Annotated in this window: 15 protein-coding genes; 9 read left to right on the top strand and 6 right to left on the bottom strand. The window is 62.5% G+C overall.

Annotation, left to right across the window (positions count from 1 at the left end):
• Positions 1-33 precede the first annotated feature (33 nt).
• Positions 34-612, top strand: a complete 579-nt coding sequence (locus LDN70_RS08300) for a hypothetical protein (protein ID WP_166842738.1) — start codon at positions 34-36, stop codon at positions 610-612.
• Positions 609-1,703: a polyprenyl synthetase family protein gene (locus LDN70_RS08295; RefSeq protein WP_166842737.1), complete on the top strand. Its 1,095-nt coding sequence runs from the start codon at positions 609-611 to the stop codon at positions 1,701-1,703. Before LDN70_RS08300 ends, LDN70_RS08295 begins: the two co-directional genes overlap by 4 nt.
• Before the next feature lie 179 nt (positions 1,704-1,882).
• Here LDN70_RS08295 and LDN70_RS08290 read toward each other — a convergent pair whose 3' ends face one another.
• Positions 1,883-2,236, bottom strand: a complete 354-nt coding sequence (locus LDN70_RS08290; protein ID WP_142939541.1) for an Rv2175c family DNA-binding protein — start codon at positions 2,234-2,236, stop codon at positions 1,883-1,885.
• A 255-nt stretch (positions 2,237-2,491) separates the two neighbouring features.
• Here LDN70_RS08290 and LDN70_RS08285 point away from each other — a divergent pair, with 255 nt between their 5' ends.
• On the top strand, positions 2,492-3,829 hold the full coding sequence (locus LDN70_RS08285) for a LysM peptidoglycan-binding domain-containing protein (protein WP_223942280.1): 1,338 nt from the start codon (positions 2,492-2,494) through the stop codon (positions 3,827-3,829).
• Positions 3,830-3,904: 75 nt separating this feature from the next.
• Complete coding sequence (gene pknB / locus LDN70_RS08280; protein ID WP_223942279.1) at positions 3,905-5,968, top strand: Stk1 family PASTA domain-containing Ser/Thr kinase; 2,064 nt, start codon at positions 3,905-3,907, stop codon at positions 5,966-5,968.
• A gap of 63 nt (positions 5,969-6,031) precedes the next feature.
• Here pknB and LDN70_RS08275 read toward each other — a convergent pair whose 3' ends face one another.
• Positions 6,032-7,435 carry a class II 3-deoxy-7-phosphoheptulonate synthase gene (locus LDN70_RS08275; protein WP_166842733.1) on the bottom strand — a complete coding sequence of 468 codons (1,404 nt, stop codon included), beginning with the start codon at positions 7,433-7,435 and terminating at the stop codon, positions 6,032-6,034.
• Positions 7,436-7,501: 66 nt separating this feature from the next.
• On the bottom strand, positions 7,502-8,293 hold the full coding sequence (locus LDN70_RS08270) for a lysophospholipid acyltransferase family protein (RefSeq protein WP_166842732.1): 792 nt from the start codon (positions 8,291-8,293) through the stop codon (positions 7,502-7,504).
• A 111-nt stretch (positions 8,294-8,404) separates the two neighbouring features.
• Between LDN70_RS08270 and LDN70_RS08265 the strand changes: the two genes are divergently transcribed.
• From LDN70_RS08265 to LDN70_RS08255, 3 genes are read left to right on the top strand one after another with little or no spacing between them, the layout of a single operon-like run.
• A complete protein-coding gene (locus tag LDN70_RS08265; RefSeq protein ID WP_142939546.1) occupies positions 8,405-9,193 on the top strand; it encodes an alpha/beta hydrolase in 789 nt (262 codons plus the stop codon).
• A complete protein-coding gene (locus LDN70_RS08260; RefSeq protein ID WP_166842731.1) occupies positions 9,190-9,993 on the top strand; it encodes an alpha/beta hydrolase in 804 nt (267 codons plus the stop codon). Before LDN70_RS08265 ends, LDN70_RS08260 begins: the two co-directional genes overlap by 4 nt.
• On the top strand, positions 9,980-10,534 hold the full coding sequence (locus LDN70_RS08255) for a hypothetical protein (protein WP_223942278.1): 555 nt from the start codon (positions 9,980-9,982) through the stop codon (positions 10,532-10,534). Before LDN70_RS08260 ends, LDN70_RS08255 begins: the two co-directional genes overlap by 14 nt.
• A 3-nt stretch (positions 10,535-10,537) precedes the next feature.
• Here LDN70_RS08255 and LDN70_RS08250 read toward each other — a convergent pair whose 3' ends face one another.
• Entirely contained in the window at positions 10,538-11,596 is a 1,059-nt protein-coding gene (locus LDN70_RS08250) for an ROK family protein (protein ID WP_142939549.1), read from the bottom strand.
• 187 nt (positions 11,597-11,783) lie between these two features.
• Between LDN70_RS08250 and LDN70_RS08245 the strand changes: the two genes are divergently transcribed.
• A complete protein-coding gene (locus tag LDN70_RS08245) occupies positions 11,784-13,595 on the top strand; it encodes an AMP-dependent synthetase/ligase (protein WP_142939550.1) in 1,812 nt (603 codons plus the stop codon).
• A 65-nt stretch (positions 13,596-13,660) separates the two neighbouring features.
• Here the strand turns inward: LDN70_RS08245 and LDN70_RS08240 are convergent, their stop codons facing one another.
• Positions 13,661-17,056, bottom strand: coding sequence for a pyruvate carboxylase (locus LDN70_RS08240; RefSeq protein ID WP_223942277.1), 3,396 nt, complete (start codon positions 17,054-17,056; stop codon positions 13,661-13,663).
• A gap of 303 nt (positions 17,057-17,359) precedes the next feature.
• On the opposite strand from LDN70_RS08240, the gene LDN70_RS08235 reads away from it, so the two are divergent.
• The gene (locus LDN70_RS08235) at positions 17,360-18,169 is read left to right on the top strand and encodes a ParA family protein (RefSeq protein WP_223942276.1); all 810 of its coding nucleotides are present in this window, start codon (positions 17,360-17,362) and stop codon (positions 18,167-18,169) included.
• 118 nt (positions 18,170-18,287) lie between these two features.
• Here the strand turns inward: LDN70_RS08235 and LDN70_RS08230 are convergent, their stop codons facing one another.
• Positions 18,288-18,881 carry a MerR family transcriptional regulator gene (locus LDN70_RS08230; RefSeq protein WP_142939553.1) on the bottom strand — a complete coding sequence of 198 codons (594 nt, stop codon included), beginning with the start codon at positions 18,879-18,881 and terminating at the stop codon, positions 18,288-18,290.
• Between the last annotated feature and the right edge of the window lie 221 nt (positions 18,882-19,102).

Here is a 19,102-nt window from a genome sequence, read left to right as displayed (position 1 = left end):
CACAGTCCGGCTCAGCCCCAGGAAGGATACCCTGTGAAGCTCTTTGGAACTCCTCAATCGCGAGGGTTTGCCCTGCTCGCAGTCAGTGTCGCTTTGGCGGCGTCAGCATGCACACCATCGCCCGGCGGTACGGCAGCGCCGTCCACATCTGGTGCCGCTTCGGCATCCACCCAGGCGACGTCAACACCATCCCCGTCCGTTTCGGGGTCCACAGCCTCACCTGAAACTACGACGTTCACCGAATCGCCCGCGCCGGCACCGGACACCACAGCAACGGTAAATGCGCTGGTTCCTGGTTTTCCTGCGCAACTTATTCCGGTCATGCCCAACACTTCCATTCGTTCAAGCAGCGTGGATAAGAGCGAGGCAGTAGCCACCGTGGCTCTGGTTGGAACGGTCAAGGCCCCACCCGAGGGTGTTGTGGACTACTACAAGACCTCCATGGAAGCTCAGGGCTTCAAACTTGTCCCGGGGCCGTCCGCTGTTGGGAACGTCACGTCCTTGGATTTCATTCGTGGTGACGGCGAAACGGTGAATGTCTCGGTGAGGCAAAAAGAAGGCGTTTCAACGTTCACTATCGGTGCGAACGTGGCGGCCGGGTCCGTCAAGTGACGGCCGCTTCACTTGTCAGCTCGGAGCAGGCACAGTTCATTGGCGGTGTCGCCGGCAGGTTGAACGGGTTCCTGTCCTCCCAACAGGAACTCATGGCGTCGGTTTCTCCGGACGCCGAACCACTCATCGGATCCATTTCGGCCCTCGTTACCGGCGGCAAACGCCTCCGGGCACTGATGTGCTACTGGGGTTGGAGGGGCGCCGGAGGCGCTTCCGACAACCAGGACATTGTCACCGCCGGGTGCGCCTTGGAACTCTTCCAGGCGGCCGCCCTGATCCACGACGACATCATTGACCGGTCCGACACCCGCCGCGGCGGTCCCAGCGTGCACAAACGGTTCAGCCAGCTCCATGAAGTCAATGGGTGGGCGCTGGACAGCGGGCGGTTTGGAGATGCGGCTGCCATCCTGACCGGGGACCTCTGCCTTTCCTTCAGCGAGGAATCCTTCACGGAAATCGGCCCCCGGGCAGCAGCTGGAAGCCCTGCACGCCGGATCTTCAACGTGATGCGGGCTGAAGTGATGGCAGGTCAGTACCTGGACATCCTGGAGGAAGTGGCCGGCCCCGTGCGTGACCGGGCGGGATCTGTGGCGCGGGCACAATCCATCATTCGGTACAAGTCCGCCAAATACTCAACTGAGCACCCGTTGGCGTTGGGCGGTGCACTTGCCGGCGCACCGGCCAGCCTGATGACAGGGTATTCGGAGTTCTCCTTGCCCTTGGGCGAAGCATTCCAAATGCGCGATGACGTCCTGGGTGTCTTTGGAGATCCCGAAACTACCGGCAAGCCCGCCGGGGACGATCTCCGGGAAGGCAAAAGGACCGTGTTGGTTGGGTTTGCCATCAACCAGGCACCCCGCGCCGAGGCAGATTACCTTGACCGCATGCTCGGCAACCCTCTCCTGATGGAGGACGAAGTAGCTGAGATTCGGCGCATCATGGTCCAATGCGGTGCTTTGGAAGCCACGGAAGCGTTGATCGGCGAGCTAAGCGATAGAGCCTTCGAAGCTCTTGAACGCCTGCCCCTTGAGGAACTGCCGCTGGTGGCATTGCGCCAGCTGGCCGAAGCAGCTGTCAGCCGTGCGGCCTGACGCGGAACCCTTGCCCGACGCGGATACCTTGGACGGTCCGAATTCAAAGCACTTGTGAAGCGCCCCCAACGAATGGAGGGGCCTAAACACATGCGACGACGACGGCGGTGAGAGTCACCGCCGTCGTCGGCATTTTGACCGGCCTCCTCGTGAGGAGGCCGGTTGGAAAGTCGAAGGCGTTACCAGGCCAAAGACTGGGCGCGACGCCTGATCTCTGTCTTACGCCCCTCGCGCAGGGCGTCAATGGGACGCCCCCGCAATGACTCATCCGGGGTGAAAAGCCAGATAATCAATTCTTCGTCGTTGTAGCCGGCGTCGCTCAGAACCGCAACGGTCCCCTTCAAGCTGTCTACAACATGCCCGTCCTGGACAAAAAGGGCCGGGATGGAGCGGATGTTCCGCTCTCCCCGCCTGATGGCGACCAGCGCACGCTCATCCAGAAGTCCGTGGACTTTGGTGATGGAAACTTCCAATAATTCGGCGACATCCGGCAGCGGCAGCCAGTCGGAAACAAGGCTTTCTACATTACTCACGGAATAAGGTTGCCACGCCGCCCCGCCCCGCGCCTAGCTGACGTTCGACGACGATGGCGTGCCGACGCTTTACAGGGGCCGTTCATCTGCGTGAATTGTGGCTGTTTGTTCGGTTTGACAGGAATTGTTGTGCTGATCGACTAAGTATGAGAGATTCACACTGATCACATTTGCATCATTGATAACATCAGCCACGTTGGTAACACTGACAACAGCAGTAACAATCCCCCGCTGTTTGAGATGAGGACACATTCCATGACGACGCCCCGTTCGCCGAAACGAACCATGAGCATGCCGGTTATCGCGGCAACCACGGCTGCACTTCCCGCCGTGGTTTTGTCCTCACTTGCCCTGGCCCAACCGTCCATGGCCACACCGGCGCCGCAACCACGAAAGATCCCGGCAACGCTTGCCGCCGCCATGAAGGCTCAAGCAGTCAACGTGGGCACAGTCATTCCTGCCAATGCGGTGGCGGCCACCCTTCCGGCCGCCCTGCGCCCCATGGCCCCGTCCGTACCGGACACCTACACGATTGTCCGCGGCGATACCATCAGCGCCATCGCGCGCCGCTTCAACCTGGACACCACGGCCGTTCTTCAGCTGAACAAGCTTTCTGCCACCACGCTGATCTACCCGGGACAGACCATCAAGCTCACTGGCACCGCCCCGGCAGCACCGACGCGGCCGGCCCCTTCTGCCCCGAGTGCACCCAGCGCCCCCACCACCGCCACCGTCTACACCGTGGTCCCCGGAGACACCTTGGGTGCCATAGCAGCCAAGCACAACGTTCCCCTGTCCAGCATCTTCAGCTGGAACGGGCTGAACGGAAGCTCCATCATCTATCCCGGCCAGAAAATCAAGGTCAGTGGAGGATCGGCGCCATCAGCACCGGCAGCTCCTGCGCCTGCTCCCGCCCCGCTGGCCGGTACAGGTTCCTACACCATCAAGGCAGGCGACACCCTCAGTTCCATCGCTTCCCGCCACGGGGTTACCCTGGCTGCATTGATGGCCGCCAATAACAACGTAACGGCCACCACCGTTATTTACCCGGGCCAAAAGCTCACCATCCCGGGCGCCGGCCTGCAGCCTGCGGGAGAGACCAAGCCGCTGGTACCCAGCACGTTCCTGGGTTTCACCTACCCGCCGGCAGTAGTCAGCTCAGCAAACGAGAACAAGGCACTACTGAATGCTTCGCCGGTGCCCAGCCGCGCTGAGATGAAGAGCATCGTTGCCGACACCGCACGGCGCATGGGTGTGAGCCCGTCCCTGGCTTTGGCCTTCGCCGAACAGGAGTCCGGCTTTGACCAGCGCGCCGTGTCCCCCGCAAATGCCATCGGCACCATGCAGGTTATCCCCTCCTCCGGGCAGTGGGCTTCGGATCTGGTGGGCCGCAAGCTCAACCTTCTGGACCCTTACGACAATGCCACCGCAGGTGTGGCGATCATTCGGACGCTCATTGCCACCAGCAAGGACCTGGACACGGCAATCGCCGGGTACTACCAGGGCCAGTATTCAGTCAGCAAATACGGCATGTACGACGACACCAAGCGCTACGTCGAGTCGATCAAGGCACGCCAGCGCACTTTCGGCTAGACCGTCAGCTGCACCTTGGAAGGGGCCCGCATCCCTTGTGGATTCGGGCCCCTTCCCTGCCTCGTTTAGGATCGTATGGTGCAAGAACCAATGCAGGACCACCTCATCGGGACCACTGTGGACGGCCGATACACTGTCCGTTCCCGCCTGGCGAGGGGCGGAATGTCCACTGTCTACCTGGCCACGGACCAGCGCTTGGAGCGCGACGTGGCCCTCAAAGTCCTGCACCCGCATCTGGCCAATGACCCCACGTTCCTGGAGCGACTAAGCCGCGAAGCCAAGGCGGCCGCGAGCCTCTCGCACCCGCACATCGTCGGCGTGCTCGACCAAGGCGAGGACGGCCATATTGCCTACCTGGTGATGGAGTACGTCAAGGGACACACCCTCCGCGACACCCTTGGCGAACAAGGCCCATTGCCGCCGCGCCTTGCCCTGGCATTGATCGATCCTGTGATCGAAGGCCTTGCAGCCGCGCACCGCTCAGGGCTCATCCATCGCGACGTCAAGCCGGAAAACGTTCTCATTGCAGGCGACGGACGCATCAAAGTGGGAGACTTTGGCCTGGCCAGGGCCATCTCCGCCAATACCAGCACCGGCGCCCTCATCGGAACAGTGGCCTACTTGGCCCCCGAACTTGTGCTCGGCCAGCCCGCAGATGCCAGAAGCGACATCTACTCGGCCGGCATCATGCTGTATGAGATGTTGACGGGCAAACAGCCCTATGTGGGAGACTCCCCCATTCAGGTCGCCTACCAGCACGTCAATGCGGTGGTGGGACGCCCCTCGGATGCTGCTCCGGGCCTTGCAGAGGACCTTGATGAGCTGGTGCAGTGGTGTACCTCCGTTGATGCGGAGAACAGGCCGGTGGATGGCGCTGCGCTGCTGACGGAGCTCCGCCACATCCGCACCACCTTGTCGGACGAGGAACTGGACCGCAGGCAAACAGCCTTCCGGCCGCCAGGCTCCCCCGCAGCCGCTGCGGCAACCATTCAACCTGGCAGTTCGGGAAGCAACCCCACAGAAGCGTTAGCCGCCACTGTGTCGCCCACGGAATTCATTTCCCAGCAAAGCAACCCCACCACCGTTATGGCTGCGGGTGGTCCCGGCAGGCCAAGCGCCGTCGTTGCTCCCGGGAACCAGATGGACGCGCGCCAACCGGGCAAGCGGGAGCTGAAGCGACTCGAACGGCAGGAGAGCAAGGACCGCGCCAGGGCCGCAGCAACACCGAGCCGGCCCCTGCGCGAGGGCAACCCCCGGCGCCGTGGCATCATCTGGACCATCGTGATTGTCATCCTCGCGACGCTGGCGGCATCGGCCGGATGGTTTTTCGGTATGGGACCCGGATCGCCGGGGACCATACCGGATGTCAAGAACAAAACCGTTGCCGAAGCCCAGCAGCTTCTCCGCACTGCCGGATTCCAATCGGAACCGCAGGACGTTTTCGACGACGATATCCTTGCCGGCCTTGCGGTGGGGACCGAACCCGAATCCGGTGCCGAAGTGCGGAAATTTCAGCCCATCACGTTGTTCGTTTCCAAAGGTGCCCAGCTTTTCCCCTTGCCCGATCTGACCGGTGGCACTCTGGACGAGGCCAAGAATGCGCTGAATGCTGCCGAGATGGCTCTCGGCAACGTCACGGAGACTTTCGATGAGAAAGTGCCCGCCGGCGTCGTGCTTTCCCAGGACCCGGTCAAGGGCACGGAAGTCAGGCATGGCACCCCGGTGGCCCTGACGGTCTCCAAGGGGCCCCAGCCCATCCCCGTGCCCGACGTGCGCGGGCTGGCGCAGGATGCAGCAGTCAAGGCTCTTCAGGACGCTGGCCTAAAAGCAGTCATCGCCCCTGAGACGGTCAATGACAAGGCGGTCCCGAAGGGCGCGGTGGTCTCCCAGGTGCCGGCCAACGGTACCCTCATCCGGGGCGAAGCCGTGACGCTCACCGTGTCCAAGGGGCCCAAGTTGGTCAAGGTCCCCAGTTTCATCGGAAAGCAGGCCGCTGAAGCTGAAAAGGAATTGAAGAAACTCGGTTTCAAGGTTGAGGTCAACAAAGTCCTCGGTGGGTTCTTTGGCACCGTCCGGGACCAGAATCCCGTCAACACCGAGGTACCGGAAGACTCCGTGGTGACGCTGACAGTCGTCTGATAGCTTCCAGCCATAAACAAAAGGCGCGGCCCGGATAATCCGGACCGCGCCTTTGTTACATCCCTACTTCTTGGAGAGGGCTCCGGCTACGAGGAAGGCCATCTCAAGGGACTGCATGTGGTTCAGGCGAGGATCGCACACCGACTCATAGCGGTCCAGGAAAGCGTCCTGGTCGATAGGATCAGCACCACCCAGGCACTCAGCAACGTCATCGCCGGTCATTTCAACGTGGAGTCCGCCGGGGACCGTTCCCAGGGCCTGGTGGACCTCGAAGAAGCCGCGCACCTCATCAATGACGTCATCGAAGTTGCGCGTCTTGTAACCGTTCGGCGAGGTGACCGTATTGCCGTGCATCGGGTCAGTCACCCACAGCACCTGCGCGCCGGATGCAGTGACGCGTTCGACGACGGCTGGCAGCTTCTCGCGGATGTTGCCCGCGCCCATCCGGGTGATGAACGTTAGACGGCCGGGTTCGCGGTTGGGATCCAGTTTGTCAATCAGGCGCAGGGCGTCATCACCGCTGGTGGTGGGGCCAAGCTTGACACCAATGGGGTTGCGCACCCGGGACAGGAAGTCCACGTGGGCGTGGTCCAGTTCGCGGGTCCTCTCGCCGATCCACAGGAAGTGCGCGGAAGTGTCATAAGGCAGTCCGGTCCGCGAATCGATGCGTGTCAGTGCGCGCTCATAGTCGAGCAGCAATGCTTCGTGGCTGGCAAAGAACTCAACGCGCTTCAGTGCTTCGAAGTCGGCGCCACAGGAGTCCATGAAGCTGATGGCACGGTCGATGTCCCGCGCCAACGATTCGTAGCGTGCATGTGCCGGGTTCTCGGTGAACCCCTTGTTCCACTGGTGAACGAGGCGAAGATCAGCGAAACCGCCCTGGGTGAAGGCCCGGATCAGGTTCAGTGTGGAAGCGGACGTGTGGTACGCCTGAAGCATCCTGCCAGCGTCGTGAGCACGGGATTCGGGGGTGAAATCATAGCCGTTGACGATGTCCCCACGGTAAGCGGGAAGCGTTACGCCGTCGCGGGTCTCGTCATTGGAGGAGCGGGGCTTCGCGAACTGTCCGGCCATCCGCCCCATCTTGATCACGGGCATGGCAGCGCCGTACGTGAGGACAACTGCCATCTGGAGAATCGTCTTGACCCTGGCACTGATTTTGTCTGCAGTTGCAGCCTCAAAAGTCTCAGCACAGTCGCCACCCTGCAGGAGGAAAGCCTTGCCCTGGGCAGCAGCGGCCAAGCGCTCCCTCAGAACGTCCACTTCACCGGCGAAGACCAAGGGCGGCACTGCGGAGAGTTCCTTGACGGAAGCCTTGAAGACGTCAGTGTTCGACCACGTGGGCTGCTGGGAAATCGGCAGGTCCCGCCAGGCGTCAAGCCCGGGGTAGTTTGCCGCCCCGCTTTGGGCGGTGCTGGCGAGGGGATCTGCTGCGGAGGGTGCGGTGTTCGCGGTTAGCTCAGTCACCCTTCAAGAGTAGTAGCCCGCAGCAAGGTTGCGGGACTGCAGACGTAACCGATGCCGCCGCATGCGTCACAGTCCCGGCGTTGATCCGGTCCCGTCGCTGCGGGGAACATCGATGTTTTCGGCAATGTCCGCGGCAGCCTCTTCTGCAACCTCAATCTTGTGGACCGGTTCGGGGCCCTTACCGGCCAGCTGGGCCTTAACAACTGCTGCGTACTCGTCCACGTACTCCTGCCCGGAGAGCCGCATCAATTCGTACATGATCTCATCGGTCACGGCCCTCTGGATCAGGCGGTCATCCTCCATGCCGTAATAACGGCTGAAATCCAAGGGCTGCCCAAAAATGAGCCCGATCCGGCGGATGTTCGGGAGACGTTTACCGATGGGCTGGACCTTCTCCGTGCCGATCATGGCCACCGGCACCACAGGTACGCGTGTCTGCAGGGCCAGCTTGGCTACGCCCACTTTCCCACGGTAAAGCCTGGCGTCCGGGCTGCGTGTGCCTTCCGGATAAATCCCCAGCAGGCCCCCGGAGTTCAGGACGTCCTTGCCGGCTTGCAGCGACATTTCCGAGGCCGCGCCTCCCGAACGGTCCATGGGCAATTGGTTGCTCAGACGGAAAAACAGCGCAGTGAGCCGGCCTTTGAGCCCTTTTCCCGTGAAGTACTCGGACTTGGCCAGGAAGATCACAGGGCGGTGAACCATCAGGGGCAGGAAGATGGAATCCGAGAAGGACAAGTGGTTGGACGCCAGGATGGCGGCGCCGCTTTCAGGAACGTTGTCCAGTCCCTTGACCCAGGGACGGAACAGGAGCTTGAGGATGGGACCAAGAAAGATCCTCTTCATGACCCAATAGAACACGTTTGTCCTCTCACGGCCGAATGGTTGGCATGCATCCGGGCAATCCGGCCGGCACTCAACAGCAACCCTACTCCAGTGAGAAATGTCCGGAGAAGTGACACGATGGGACACATGACGGAACGCTCTCTACCCGCTGCGCCGCTCGCATTCCACCATGAGGGGCATGGACCCAATGCCTCCACAGGCGTGGCGATTTGCCATGGATTCACAGGAAGCCCGCTCAGCATGCTCCCTTGGGCTGAGTACTTGGCCTCCCAGGGATTTGCTGTTTCCGTGCCTCTGCTCCCCGGCCACGGAACCAGTTGGCAGGACCTGGCCACCACGCGTTGGCAGGACTGGTACCGGACCTTCGAGCAGAGCTATGTGGACCTCGCCTCCAAGACGGAGAGCTGTTTTGTGGCAGGGCTGTCCATGGGAGGCGCACTTGCCCTTCGGGTAGCCTCACTGCACGATGTTTCCGGGCTGGTTCTGGTCAACCCGGGCCTCAGCTTTTATGACCGCAGGGTGAAGTACGTGGGCGCCCTCAAGTACGTCATGAGGACCACCACTCCCATAGAGGAGGACTCACCAGCACCGGCCACCGCTGAAACCGGCGACTATTCCAAGACATCACTGCAGTCGGTGCATGAACTCAAGAAGCTTTTCCGCGCGGCCACCCGGGGTTTGCCCCATGTTGAGGCCCCCGCCCTGGTGTTCAAATCCTCGGTAGATGGCGTCATCCCGCCCAGTTCAGTGGCCACCATCAGCAAGTACATTTCATCCTCGCGCCTGAGAGTAGTCACCCTCCCCCACAGCGGGCATGTGGCCACCTTGGATGTTGACGCACCCACCATTTTTGAAGAATCGGCCCACTTTTTCCGTCAGCACGCCGGTGACAGAGTAGCCTCAGAGTCATCATGAAAATGCTCCCGGATTTCTCGCCGTTCCATAGCAGCTGGAATGGGGTTGGGCCGCGCGTTGGCGTAGTCCTGTCCCACGGGTTCACGGGGAGCCCCCACAGCGTCAGGCCGTGGGCCCAACACCTTGCTGAGGCTGGCTATGCCGTGAGGCTGCCTTTGCTGCCCGGGCACGGCACGTCGTGGCAGGATATGGCCACCCGCTCATGGCGGGAGTGGCATCGTGCCGTGGACGATGCTTATCTCGAGCTGGCTTCCGAGTGCGACTACGTTTTCTCTGCGGGACTGTCCATGGGTGGAACTTTGGCATTGCGGATCGCGGCCACCCGTCCTGTCGCAGGGACGGTGGTGGTGAACCCCGGGCTGGTCCTGGACGATCCCCGGGCTGTGATCGTAGCCGCGCTCAAGTACGTGGTGAAAACCACTCCGGCGATCGCCAACGACATCCTCAAACCGGATCAGGACGAGGGCGCCTACACCAGAACACCAGTCGCGGCCGCGCATCAGCTCAAGAAGATGTACAAAGATACGGCGGCCATCCTGCCCCGCATCAGCTCACCCGTCCTGGTCTATAAGTCAACGGTGGACAACGTGATTTCGAACGCGAGCCTGGAACTCCTCCGTTCCCGGGTTCAGGCACCAGTGGACGTCAGCTACCTCCATAACAGCCGCCATGTGGCCACCCTTGATAATGATGCGCCGGAAATTTTTGCCGGGTCTGTCGAGTTCATGCAAAAGACCGTAGCGGCCTTGGCAGGTCCCGGGCTTTTCTCCGAAAAGGACACAACCCATGAACAGGCCTGACCCCAATTCCGCTGATCAAAGCGCCAATAAGGACGACGACGCCGTGTGGCAGGATCTGGTGGCCCGGTTGGAGGCCACAGAGTCCGGCCCGGCAGGGGCACCTCCCGCGGACAGCTACGGGATCCCGGACGCAGATCCCCGGCAGTTAATGCCAGGGCACGGGAAGTCTTTCAAGGACTTCGATCCGCTGGGCCTCTCCACCCCGGCGCAGCAACCGATACCCGATCCGGCAGCGGCGCGCACAGACGCCGAGGCACCCGGCAGACCGCCCGGGCCCCGGGACTTCGAGGTGGAGGACGAGGACCATACGTTCGTTCCCGAAGAGCCCCCAAGCCTGGCGGGAACTGAGCCACTGGTCATGCTGGCGTGGGTTGGTGCTGTGGGCGGGCCGCTCGCGCTGCTCTTCACTGCCATGTTCTGGAGGTCTGCCCCGCTGACGGCCACTTTGGGCATCGTGGCAGTTTTTGTGGCATCGGTGATTTACCTGATTACGCGGCTTCCGCAGGAGAAGAATGAGGACGACGACGGCGCCCGCCTCTAGTTGCTAGCTCCGCGCCCGGCCGCTGACCCGGGAAAGGTCTGCCGCACCGATCATGCCGGCGCGCGGACCGAGTGCCGCCAGCTCTATCCTGGCCATGGGCCGGAAACCCCGCCCGGTCAGGTTTTTAGCGAACGATTCCCTGGCCGGCCCTGCGAGCAACTCCCCCGCATCGCAGAGCCCGCCGCCGATGACGAACATTCCGGGGTCCAGCGCTGCGGCGAGGTTGGCCAACCCCAAACCCAGCCATTCGCCTTGGTCGGCAATGAGCTCACGCGAGGTGGCATCACCCTCCAGCGCCAGCGCGGTCACGGCCGCCCCGGACAGGTTTTCTGCGGTGCCGCCCGCCTTTTCCAAGAGCGCGCAACCTGCCGGGGAGTTGGTTCGCACCAGTTGCCTGGCTTCCCGCCCCAGGGCGTTTCCGGAGGCGTACTGTTCCCAGCATCCGCGGTTGCCGCATTCGCAGCGGTGTCCCCCCGGGAAAATGATCTGGTGCCCGAATTCCCCGGCCACGCCGTAGCGCCCCCGTTCCACGCGGCCATCCATGACCATGGCTCCGCCGATGCCCGTGCCCAAGGTGATGCACACCAGGCGACTTTCGCCCTGACCTGCACCAAACCGCCATTCCGCCCACGCGGCGGCGTCGGCGTCGTTGGTCAGCAGGACCGGACGCCTCAACAATTTCTGGAGGCTGTCCCTCAGGGGCTCGTTACGCCAGGCGAGATGCGGGCTGAACAGCACCGTGCCGCCGTCGAGGTCCATCCAACCGGCGGCGCCGATTCCCACCGTGGCGATCCGGTGGCCTGCGCTGAGTTCTTCTACAAGTTCCACGATGGTCCGCTCGACTGCACGGGGGTCCGCGCCGGGCGTGGACCTGCGGGCCTCGGCGAGGACCCGACCCTCGGCATCCACGACGCCCGCGGCCACTTTCGTGCCGCCGATGTCAATCCCGATCGCCAGGCCACGGCGACCTAAATGGCTCCGGCGGGCGGCCCAGGGCGCATCCCTCCATGCCGAGGCCGGGGGCTTGGGTCTGACCAGGGAAGTGGACCGTAGTGCGGGCATCCCATCATCCTATTCCGCAGGGCATGGCCGCATTCGCATTCCTCGGCCCAGAAGGCTCCCATTTGCTTGAAATGACTGCCGATCCGTAAAGTTACTCGCCAGTAGGTGAAATAGAACACACCACCGCGAGCGGGCATACTAGAGTGAAAGCAGCCCCTCGTGGCCCGTGGATATCAAAGGAGCTACCGTGCGTGAAATAAGTGTTCCTCCCCTCGTGAATATTGCCCCGGAAACCAACATCACGGACTTCGTGATCCGCGAGGCAGCGAAAGCGTCCAACCCTGCCCTTTTCTCCAAGCTGGATAAGGATGGAAAGTGGCAGGACATCCGTGCCAAGGACTTCCTTGCAGACGTCAGGGCTCTGGCAAAGGGACTCATCGCCAGCGGCGTTGCTGTGGGCGACCGTGTGGGCATCATGTCCCGTACGCGCTACGAGTGGTCCCTTGTGGACTTCGCCATTTGGTTTGCCGGAGCTGTTTCCGTTCCGATCTACGAAACGTCCTCTCCCTCACAGGTGGCATGGAACCTCGGCGACTCCGGGGCTGTTGCCGCCTTCGGCGAAGCGGCCCACCACGAGGACATCATCCGCCAGGCTGTTGCCGCGGAGGACATTACGTCCGTGGCCAATGTCTGGCAGCTTGAAGGCGCCGGACTCGACGCGCTACGCGCTGCAGGCGCCGGCGTCCCCGACGACGAACTCGAGTCCCGCCGTTCATCGGCCGGCCTCAAGGATCTCGCAACGATCATCTACACCTCCGGCACAACGGGCAGGCCCAAAGGCTGCGAGTTGACGCACGGCAACTTTGTGGAACTGTCCGAGAACGCCCGCGCATCCTTGCCTGAGATCATCAACGAGTCCGGCAAGACCATCATGTTCCTCCCCCTCGCCCACGTCTTCGCCCGTTTTATTTCCGTGCTGGCTGTGGCCGGCGGCGTCCAGGTGGCACATACCCCGGACATCAAGAATCTGCTGGCTGACCTGCAGAGCTTCCAGCCGACGTTCATCCTGGCTGTACCCAGGGTCTTTGAGAAGGTGTACAACTCGGCACTGACCAAGGCGGAGGACGGCGGCAAGGGTGCCATCTTCCACCGCGCAGTGGATACGGCAATCGCCTACTCCAAGGCACGCGAAGCCGGTTCGCTGGGTCTTGGGCTGAAGCTCAAGCATGCCGTCTTCGACAAACTCGTCTACGGGAAGCTCCGCGCCGCCATGGGCGGCAATGTCGCGCACGCCGTCTCCGGCGGCGGCCCGTTGGGTGAACGCCTGGGCCACTTCTTCCAAGGCATCGGCCTGCAGATCCTTGAGGGCTACGGCCTGACGGAGACCACCGCCCCGATCTCGGTGAACACGCCGTCCATGATCAGGATCGGCACCGTCGGCGCCCCGTTGCCGGGCAACTCCGTGAAGATTGCCGACGACGGCGAAATCCTTGCCAAGGGCGTTTGCGTCATGCGGGGCTACTACAACCGCGAAGACCTGACGGCCGAAACGTTCACCGACGGCTGGTTCCGTACCGGTGACATTGGAGAACTGGACAACAACGGCTTCCTCAAGATCACTGGCCGCAAGAAGGAAATCATAGTTACCGCCAGCGGGAAGAACGTGGTTCCTGCCCTGCTGGAAGATCAGATCCGCGCGGATGCTTTGGTTTCCCAGGTTCTGGTGGTGGGCGACAACCGACCGTTCATCGGTGCCTTGGTCACTCTGGATGAGGAAGCGCTCCCGGGCTGGCTGGACCGTCACGGACTGCCCGCAAGCACCACTCTTGCAGAAGCCACTGACCACGCAGTAGTGAAGGCCGCAGTCCAGGAGCTCATCAGCAAGGCCAACCAGTCCGTTTCCCAGGCCGAGGCCATCAAGTCCTTCAGGATCGTCCCGGCGGACTTCACTGAAGCCTCAGGGCACCTGACGCCGTCCCTCAAGGTCAAGCGTGCGCAGGTCATGAAGGACTTCGACGCCGTCATTGAGGAAATGTACACAGCGCCCCGCGCTTCGTAGCCACAACGAATCACAAAAAAGTACCCCGTCCGGATTCCGGACGGGGTACTTTTTGGTGCTGATTGCTAGCCGATCACCAGCAGCAAGTCCCCACCCTGGACCTGCTCTACCGAGGAGATGGCAAGGCGCGAGACCGTGCCGGCAACCGGCGCCGTGATGGAAGCTTCCATCTTCATGGCTTCAATGGTGGCAACGGTATCGCCGACGTTGACGGCATCGCCCACCTTGACGGTGACGGTAACTGCGCCGGCAAACGGGGCGGCAACCTGACCAGGCTGTGCCGGATCCGCCTTCTCAGCTGCCTTGACATTGCTGACCACTGAACGGTCACGCACAACCACCGGACGGGACTGCCCGTTGAGCGTGCACATCACGGTGCGCATGCCCTTCTCGTCAGCTTCCGAGACAGCCTCAAGCTGGGCAATGAGGCGAACGCCCTTCTCCAACTCGATGACGTGCTCTACGCCCTGCTGGAGACCGTACAGGTAGTCACGGGTATCCAGCACGGAGATGTTCCCGTAGGTGTCCACGCTCTTGAGGTAGTCCTTGGTGGGTCCAGCGAAGAGCAAACGGTTCAGCGTGTGCTGTCGTGTCTTGGAGTCGCCCTTCAGCGCTGCACTGTCCTCGGCACTGATCTCGACGTCGCGCACCTTGACGCTGCGGCCTTGAAGGGCCTTGGTGCGGAACGGCTCGGGCCAGCCGCCGGGAGGATCACCGAGTTCGCCGGAGAGGAACCCAATGACAGAATCCGGGATGTCGTAGTTCTGCGGGTTCTCGTTGAAATCCGCGGGATCGGCGTTGAGTCCGACGAGGTGCAACGCGAGATCGCCCACCACCTTGGAGGACGGCGTGACCTTCACCAAGCGGCCAAGGATGCGGTCAGCCGCCGTGTACATGTCCTCGATGGCCTCAAACTGCTCACCGAGACCCAGGGCGATAGCCTGTTGGCGAAGGTTGGAGAGCTGGCCGCCGGGGATTTCGTGCTGGTAAACGCGTCCTGTGGGACCCGGAAGACCGGATTCGAAGGGGGCGTAGACGCGGCGCACAGCTTCCCAGTAGGGCTCGAGCGCGCCAACGTTGGCCAGGCTCAGCCCGGTATCGCGGGGCGTATTGGCCAAGGCAGCAACCAAGGCAGACGCCGCGGGCTGGCTGGTGGTGCCGGCCAGGGAAGCCGCGGCCACGTCAACGGCGTCCACACCGGCGTCAACAGCTGCCAGCAAGGTGGCCAGCTGCCCACCTGCGGTGTCGTGCGTGTGCAGGTGCACGGGGAGGTCGAAGCGCTCACGGAGCGCCGACACCAACTTCGCGGCAGCGGCCGGACGCAGGAGGCCCGCCATGTCCTTGATGGCCAGGATGTGAGCACCGGCGTCGACGATCTTCTGGGCCAGGTCCAGGTAGTAGTCGAGGGTGTACAGGTCCTCGTTAGGGTCCAGAAGGTTGCCGGTGTAGCACAGGGCAACTTCGGCAACGGCCGTCCCGGTGGCACGCACAGCCCGGATGGCGGGGGCCATCTGGTTGACGTCGTTGAGGGCGTCAAAGATGCGGAAGATGTCGATGCCCGTAGCGGCGGCCTCGTTGACGAAAGCCTCCGTCACTTCTTCCGGGTACGGGGTGTAGCCCACAGTGTTGCGGCCGCGGAGCAGCATCTGGATACAGGTGTTCGGCAACGCCTTGCGCAAAGCAGCCAAACGGTCCCACGGGTCCTCACCAAGGAAGCGGAGCGCGACGTCGTAAGTTGCCCCGCCCCATGCCTCCACGGAAAGCAGCTCAGGCATCAGCGCCGTCACTGCCGGGCCTGCTGCCACGAGATCGCGGGTACGGACACGTGTTGCCAGCAGTGACTGGTGGGCGTCGCGGAACGTGGTGTCCGTGACGGCCAGTGCCTGCTGCTCCCGCAGCGCCTTGGCGAAGCCCTCCGGTCCCAGTTCGATCAGCTTCTGGCGCGAACCCGAGGTGGGAACCGGGCCATCGATCGCGGGCAGCTTGGTGGCAGGGTCCGAATGAACCGTGAGTTCACCGTTTGGCTTGTTCACGGTAACCTCGGCAAGCCACGTCAGCAGCTTGGTTCCGCGGTCCGCAGAGATGTGTGACTTGAGCAGCTCAGGGCGCTTGTCGATGAAGTCTGTGGCCACGTTTCCGGCGTTGAAGTCCGGGTCCGCAAGAACCGCCTGCAGGAACGGGATGTTGGTGGACACACCACGGATACGGAACTCAGCCAAACCACGACGTGCGCGGGCTACGGCTGCAGGATAGTCACGGCCACGGCAGGTCAGCTTCACCAGCATGGAGTCGAAGTGCGGGCTGATCTCGGCACCCGAGTAGACCGTACCGCCGTCGAGCCTGACCCCGGCGCCACCGGCAGAACGGTAGCCGGTGATCTTTCCAACGTCAGGGCGGAAGCCGTTGGAGGGATCCTCGGTGGTGATACGGCACTGCAGCGCAGCACCCTTGATGAACACCGAGTCCTGGCTCAGCCCCAGGTCCGCGAGGGTTTCCCCTGAAGCGATGCGCATCTGTGCCTGGACGAGGTCCACATCGGTGATTTCCTCAGTGACGGTGTGCTCAACCTGGATGCGGGGGTTCATTTCAATGAAGACGTGCTGTCCGGCCCGCTCCCCTTCGGTGTCCACGAGGAACTCGACGGTTCCGGCGTTGACATAGTTCAGGGCCTTGGCGAAGGCCACAGCATCCCGGTACAGAGCCTGGCGGATGTTCTCATCCAGGTTGGGTGCAGGCGCGATTTCCACCACTTTCTGGTGGCGGCGCTGTAGCGAACAGTCACGCTCGAAGAGATGCATGACGTTGCCTTCAGCATCCGCCAGGATCTGCACTTCAATGTGGCGGGGACGCAGGACTGCCTGCTCAAGGAACATGGTGGGATCACCAAAAGCCGCATCAGCTTCGCGCATGGCGGACTGCAAAGCTTCGGGGAGAGCCTCGCGCGTCTCCACGCGCCGCATTCCGCGGCCGCCACCGCCGGCGACGGCCTTGGCGAAGATCGGGAAGCCGATCTCGTCGGCTGCGGCGATGAGCTCGTCCAGGTCCTTGGAGGGCTTGCTCGACTTTAGGACAGGGACGCCGGCCTTGCGGGCGGCCTCCAAAGCGGCAACCTTGTTACCGGCCAGCTCCAGTACCTCCGCCGGCGGACCCACAAAAGTAATTCCTGCCGCCTTGGCAGCACGGGCGAGGTCCGGGTTCTCGGAGAGGAAGCCGTAGCCGGGGTAAATGGCGTCAGCGCCGGCTTCTTTGGCGACGCGGACAACCTCCTCTACGTCCAGGTAGGCGCGGACGGGATGACCCACCTCGCCGATCAGGTAAGCTTCGTCGGCCTTCTGCCGGTGGATCGAGTTACGGTCCTCATGCGGAAAGACTGCTACGGTCTTGGCGCCCAGTTCATAACCAGCGCGAAACGCCCTGATCGCGATTTCGCCGCGATTGGCCACCAGAATTTTCGAAAACATACTTCTCCTGCATCATTGCGGGTGGATCGGTCGGTGGTCACAGTGTGTAGTGCCGCCAGCATCAAACACAAATCTTTGTGGCAACCATCACAAAGGATTCGTCATGTGGGCTGTATATGCGTGCGCGCGATCCGACGGCGTGCTAGTGGCGAACCTGATCCCTGGGCGGTCGGGCGCGTAGAAAGCGGGAATCAGACGCGATGCACCATATGATGTTGAGGGGGCTTCGGCAAGCCCCGGCTCCGGCGCTTCCGGAGCGAATCAGCGCGATACGGCAACCGGCGTTAGGTTTTGGGTTTTCAAGTGCAAGTAGTCAGCATCAGCAGCCTCAAGGGTGGAGTGGGAAAGACGTCCGTAACCACCGGTCTGGCGTCCGCGGCCCTCGCAGCAGGAATATCCACATTGGTGGTGGATCTCGATCCGCACGCCGATGCCACCACCGCACTTGGCGTTCAGCCAGGCGGACAATTGGACATTGGCCGGATGCTGAAAAGCCCCCGGAAAGCCAACTTGCCGGGCAATGTGGCCGGTAGCAGCTGGGTTTCCAACGGCTCAAGCAACGGCACCTTGGACGTCGCAGTCGGTTCGGCCTTCACAGGTATCTACGACCGCCCGGATTTGGGCAGGCGCGATCTCCGCAGGCTTTCCGCGGTGCTGGCAGGTGCCAGCAACTACGAGCTCGTCCTGATTGACTGCCCGCCCTCCCTTAACGGACTGACCCGCATGGCGTGGAGCGCCAGCGACCGGGTAGTCCTCGTGGCCGAGCCTGGGCTTTTTTCAGTTGCCGGCACGGAGCGTACCATGCGCGCCATTCAGCTCTTCCGGCAGGAGTTCGCTCCCAACCTGGCCCCGGCAGGGATTGTGGCGAACCGGGTTCGGACCGGCTCCGTGGAGCACACCTTCCGCTTGGCTGAAATGGAATCCATGTTCGGCGAACTGCTGCTGACACCCCACATTCCGGAACAAGCCAACTGGCAGCAGATCCAGGGTGCAGCGCACTCCGTTCATCACTGGCCCGGGGACTCGGCAAAGAACGCAGCCAAGCTCTTCGATGGCTTGCTCGAAAACCTCCTGGCCGATCAATCCGCAGTGCGGGACCGTCGCCAGCGCTAGCCGGCAGCGTTTGCCGCCACCATGAGGCGCCGCCACCAAGCACGTTTAAGCATCGAAAAGGCCTCGTCCCTGCAGGGACGAGGCCTTCGATCGCTAATTCTGATTCCCGGGCAAGCTGTTAGCTGATGCGCCGCGCGACGCGACGCTTGCCCAGTTCGTCGTCGGGAAAGGACTGCTCACCAGCGTGCTCACTGGGCAACGCGGCCAGGCTTCCTTCTACTTCCCGCCATACACGTCCCACCGCTATGCCGAAGACGCCTTGTCCGCCCTGGACGAGGTCGATGACCTCATCAGCAGATGTACATTCGTACACGCTGGCACCGTCGCTCATCAGCGTTATTTGCGCGAGGTCCTCAACGCCCCGCTCGCGGAGGTGTTCGACCGCGGTGCGGATCTGTTGGAGTGACACGCCGGTATCAAGGAGGCGCTTGACCACCTTGAGCACCAGGATGTCGCGGAAGCCGTAGAGCCGCTGCGAACCGGAGCCGGCAGCACCGCGGACAGCGGGCTCAACCAAGCCCGTACGCGCCCAGTAGTCCAATTGACGGTAGGTGATGCCTGCCGCTTTGCAGGCAGTGGGACCGCGATAGCCCGCGTCCTCGTCCAGCACAGGAAGGTCCTCGGTGAAGAGCAGACCCTGGGCGCCGGATGCGGGCGCAGCAATGCCGGCAGAGGACTGCTTCAGCTCGCCTGCTTCGCCTTTCGGACTCACGTGACCTCCTTGTTCTCAGTTCCCTTGGGGACGGTGCATACCTGTTACAACGGCGAAATGCAGCAGTGTAATTCCCGCAAGTCCGCACCTTCCAGTGTGACTTGCGCAGGCAGTGTATGCAACGGGAACTTGATAACTTCGACGTTAGGCCTGTGGAGCGCCGAGGTCAAAGACCTTCGCCTCAAAATCCGGTCGTGTCGAAAGTTTCACCCTCAACTTTA

It is taken from the genome of Arthrobacter sp. StoSoilB22, assembly GCF_019977315.1.
Classification (GTDB): domain Bacteria; phylum Actinomycetota; class Actinomycetes; order Actinomycetales; family Micrococcaceae; genus Arthrobacter.
Note: the sequence above shows the minus strand (reverse complement) of the source record. Positions and strands in the feature narration are given on the sequence as shown.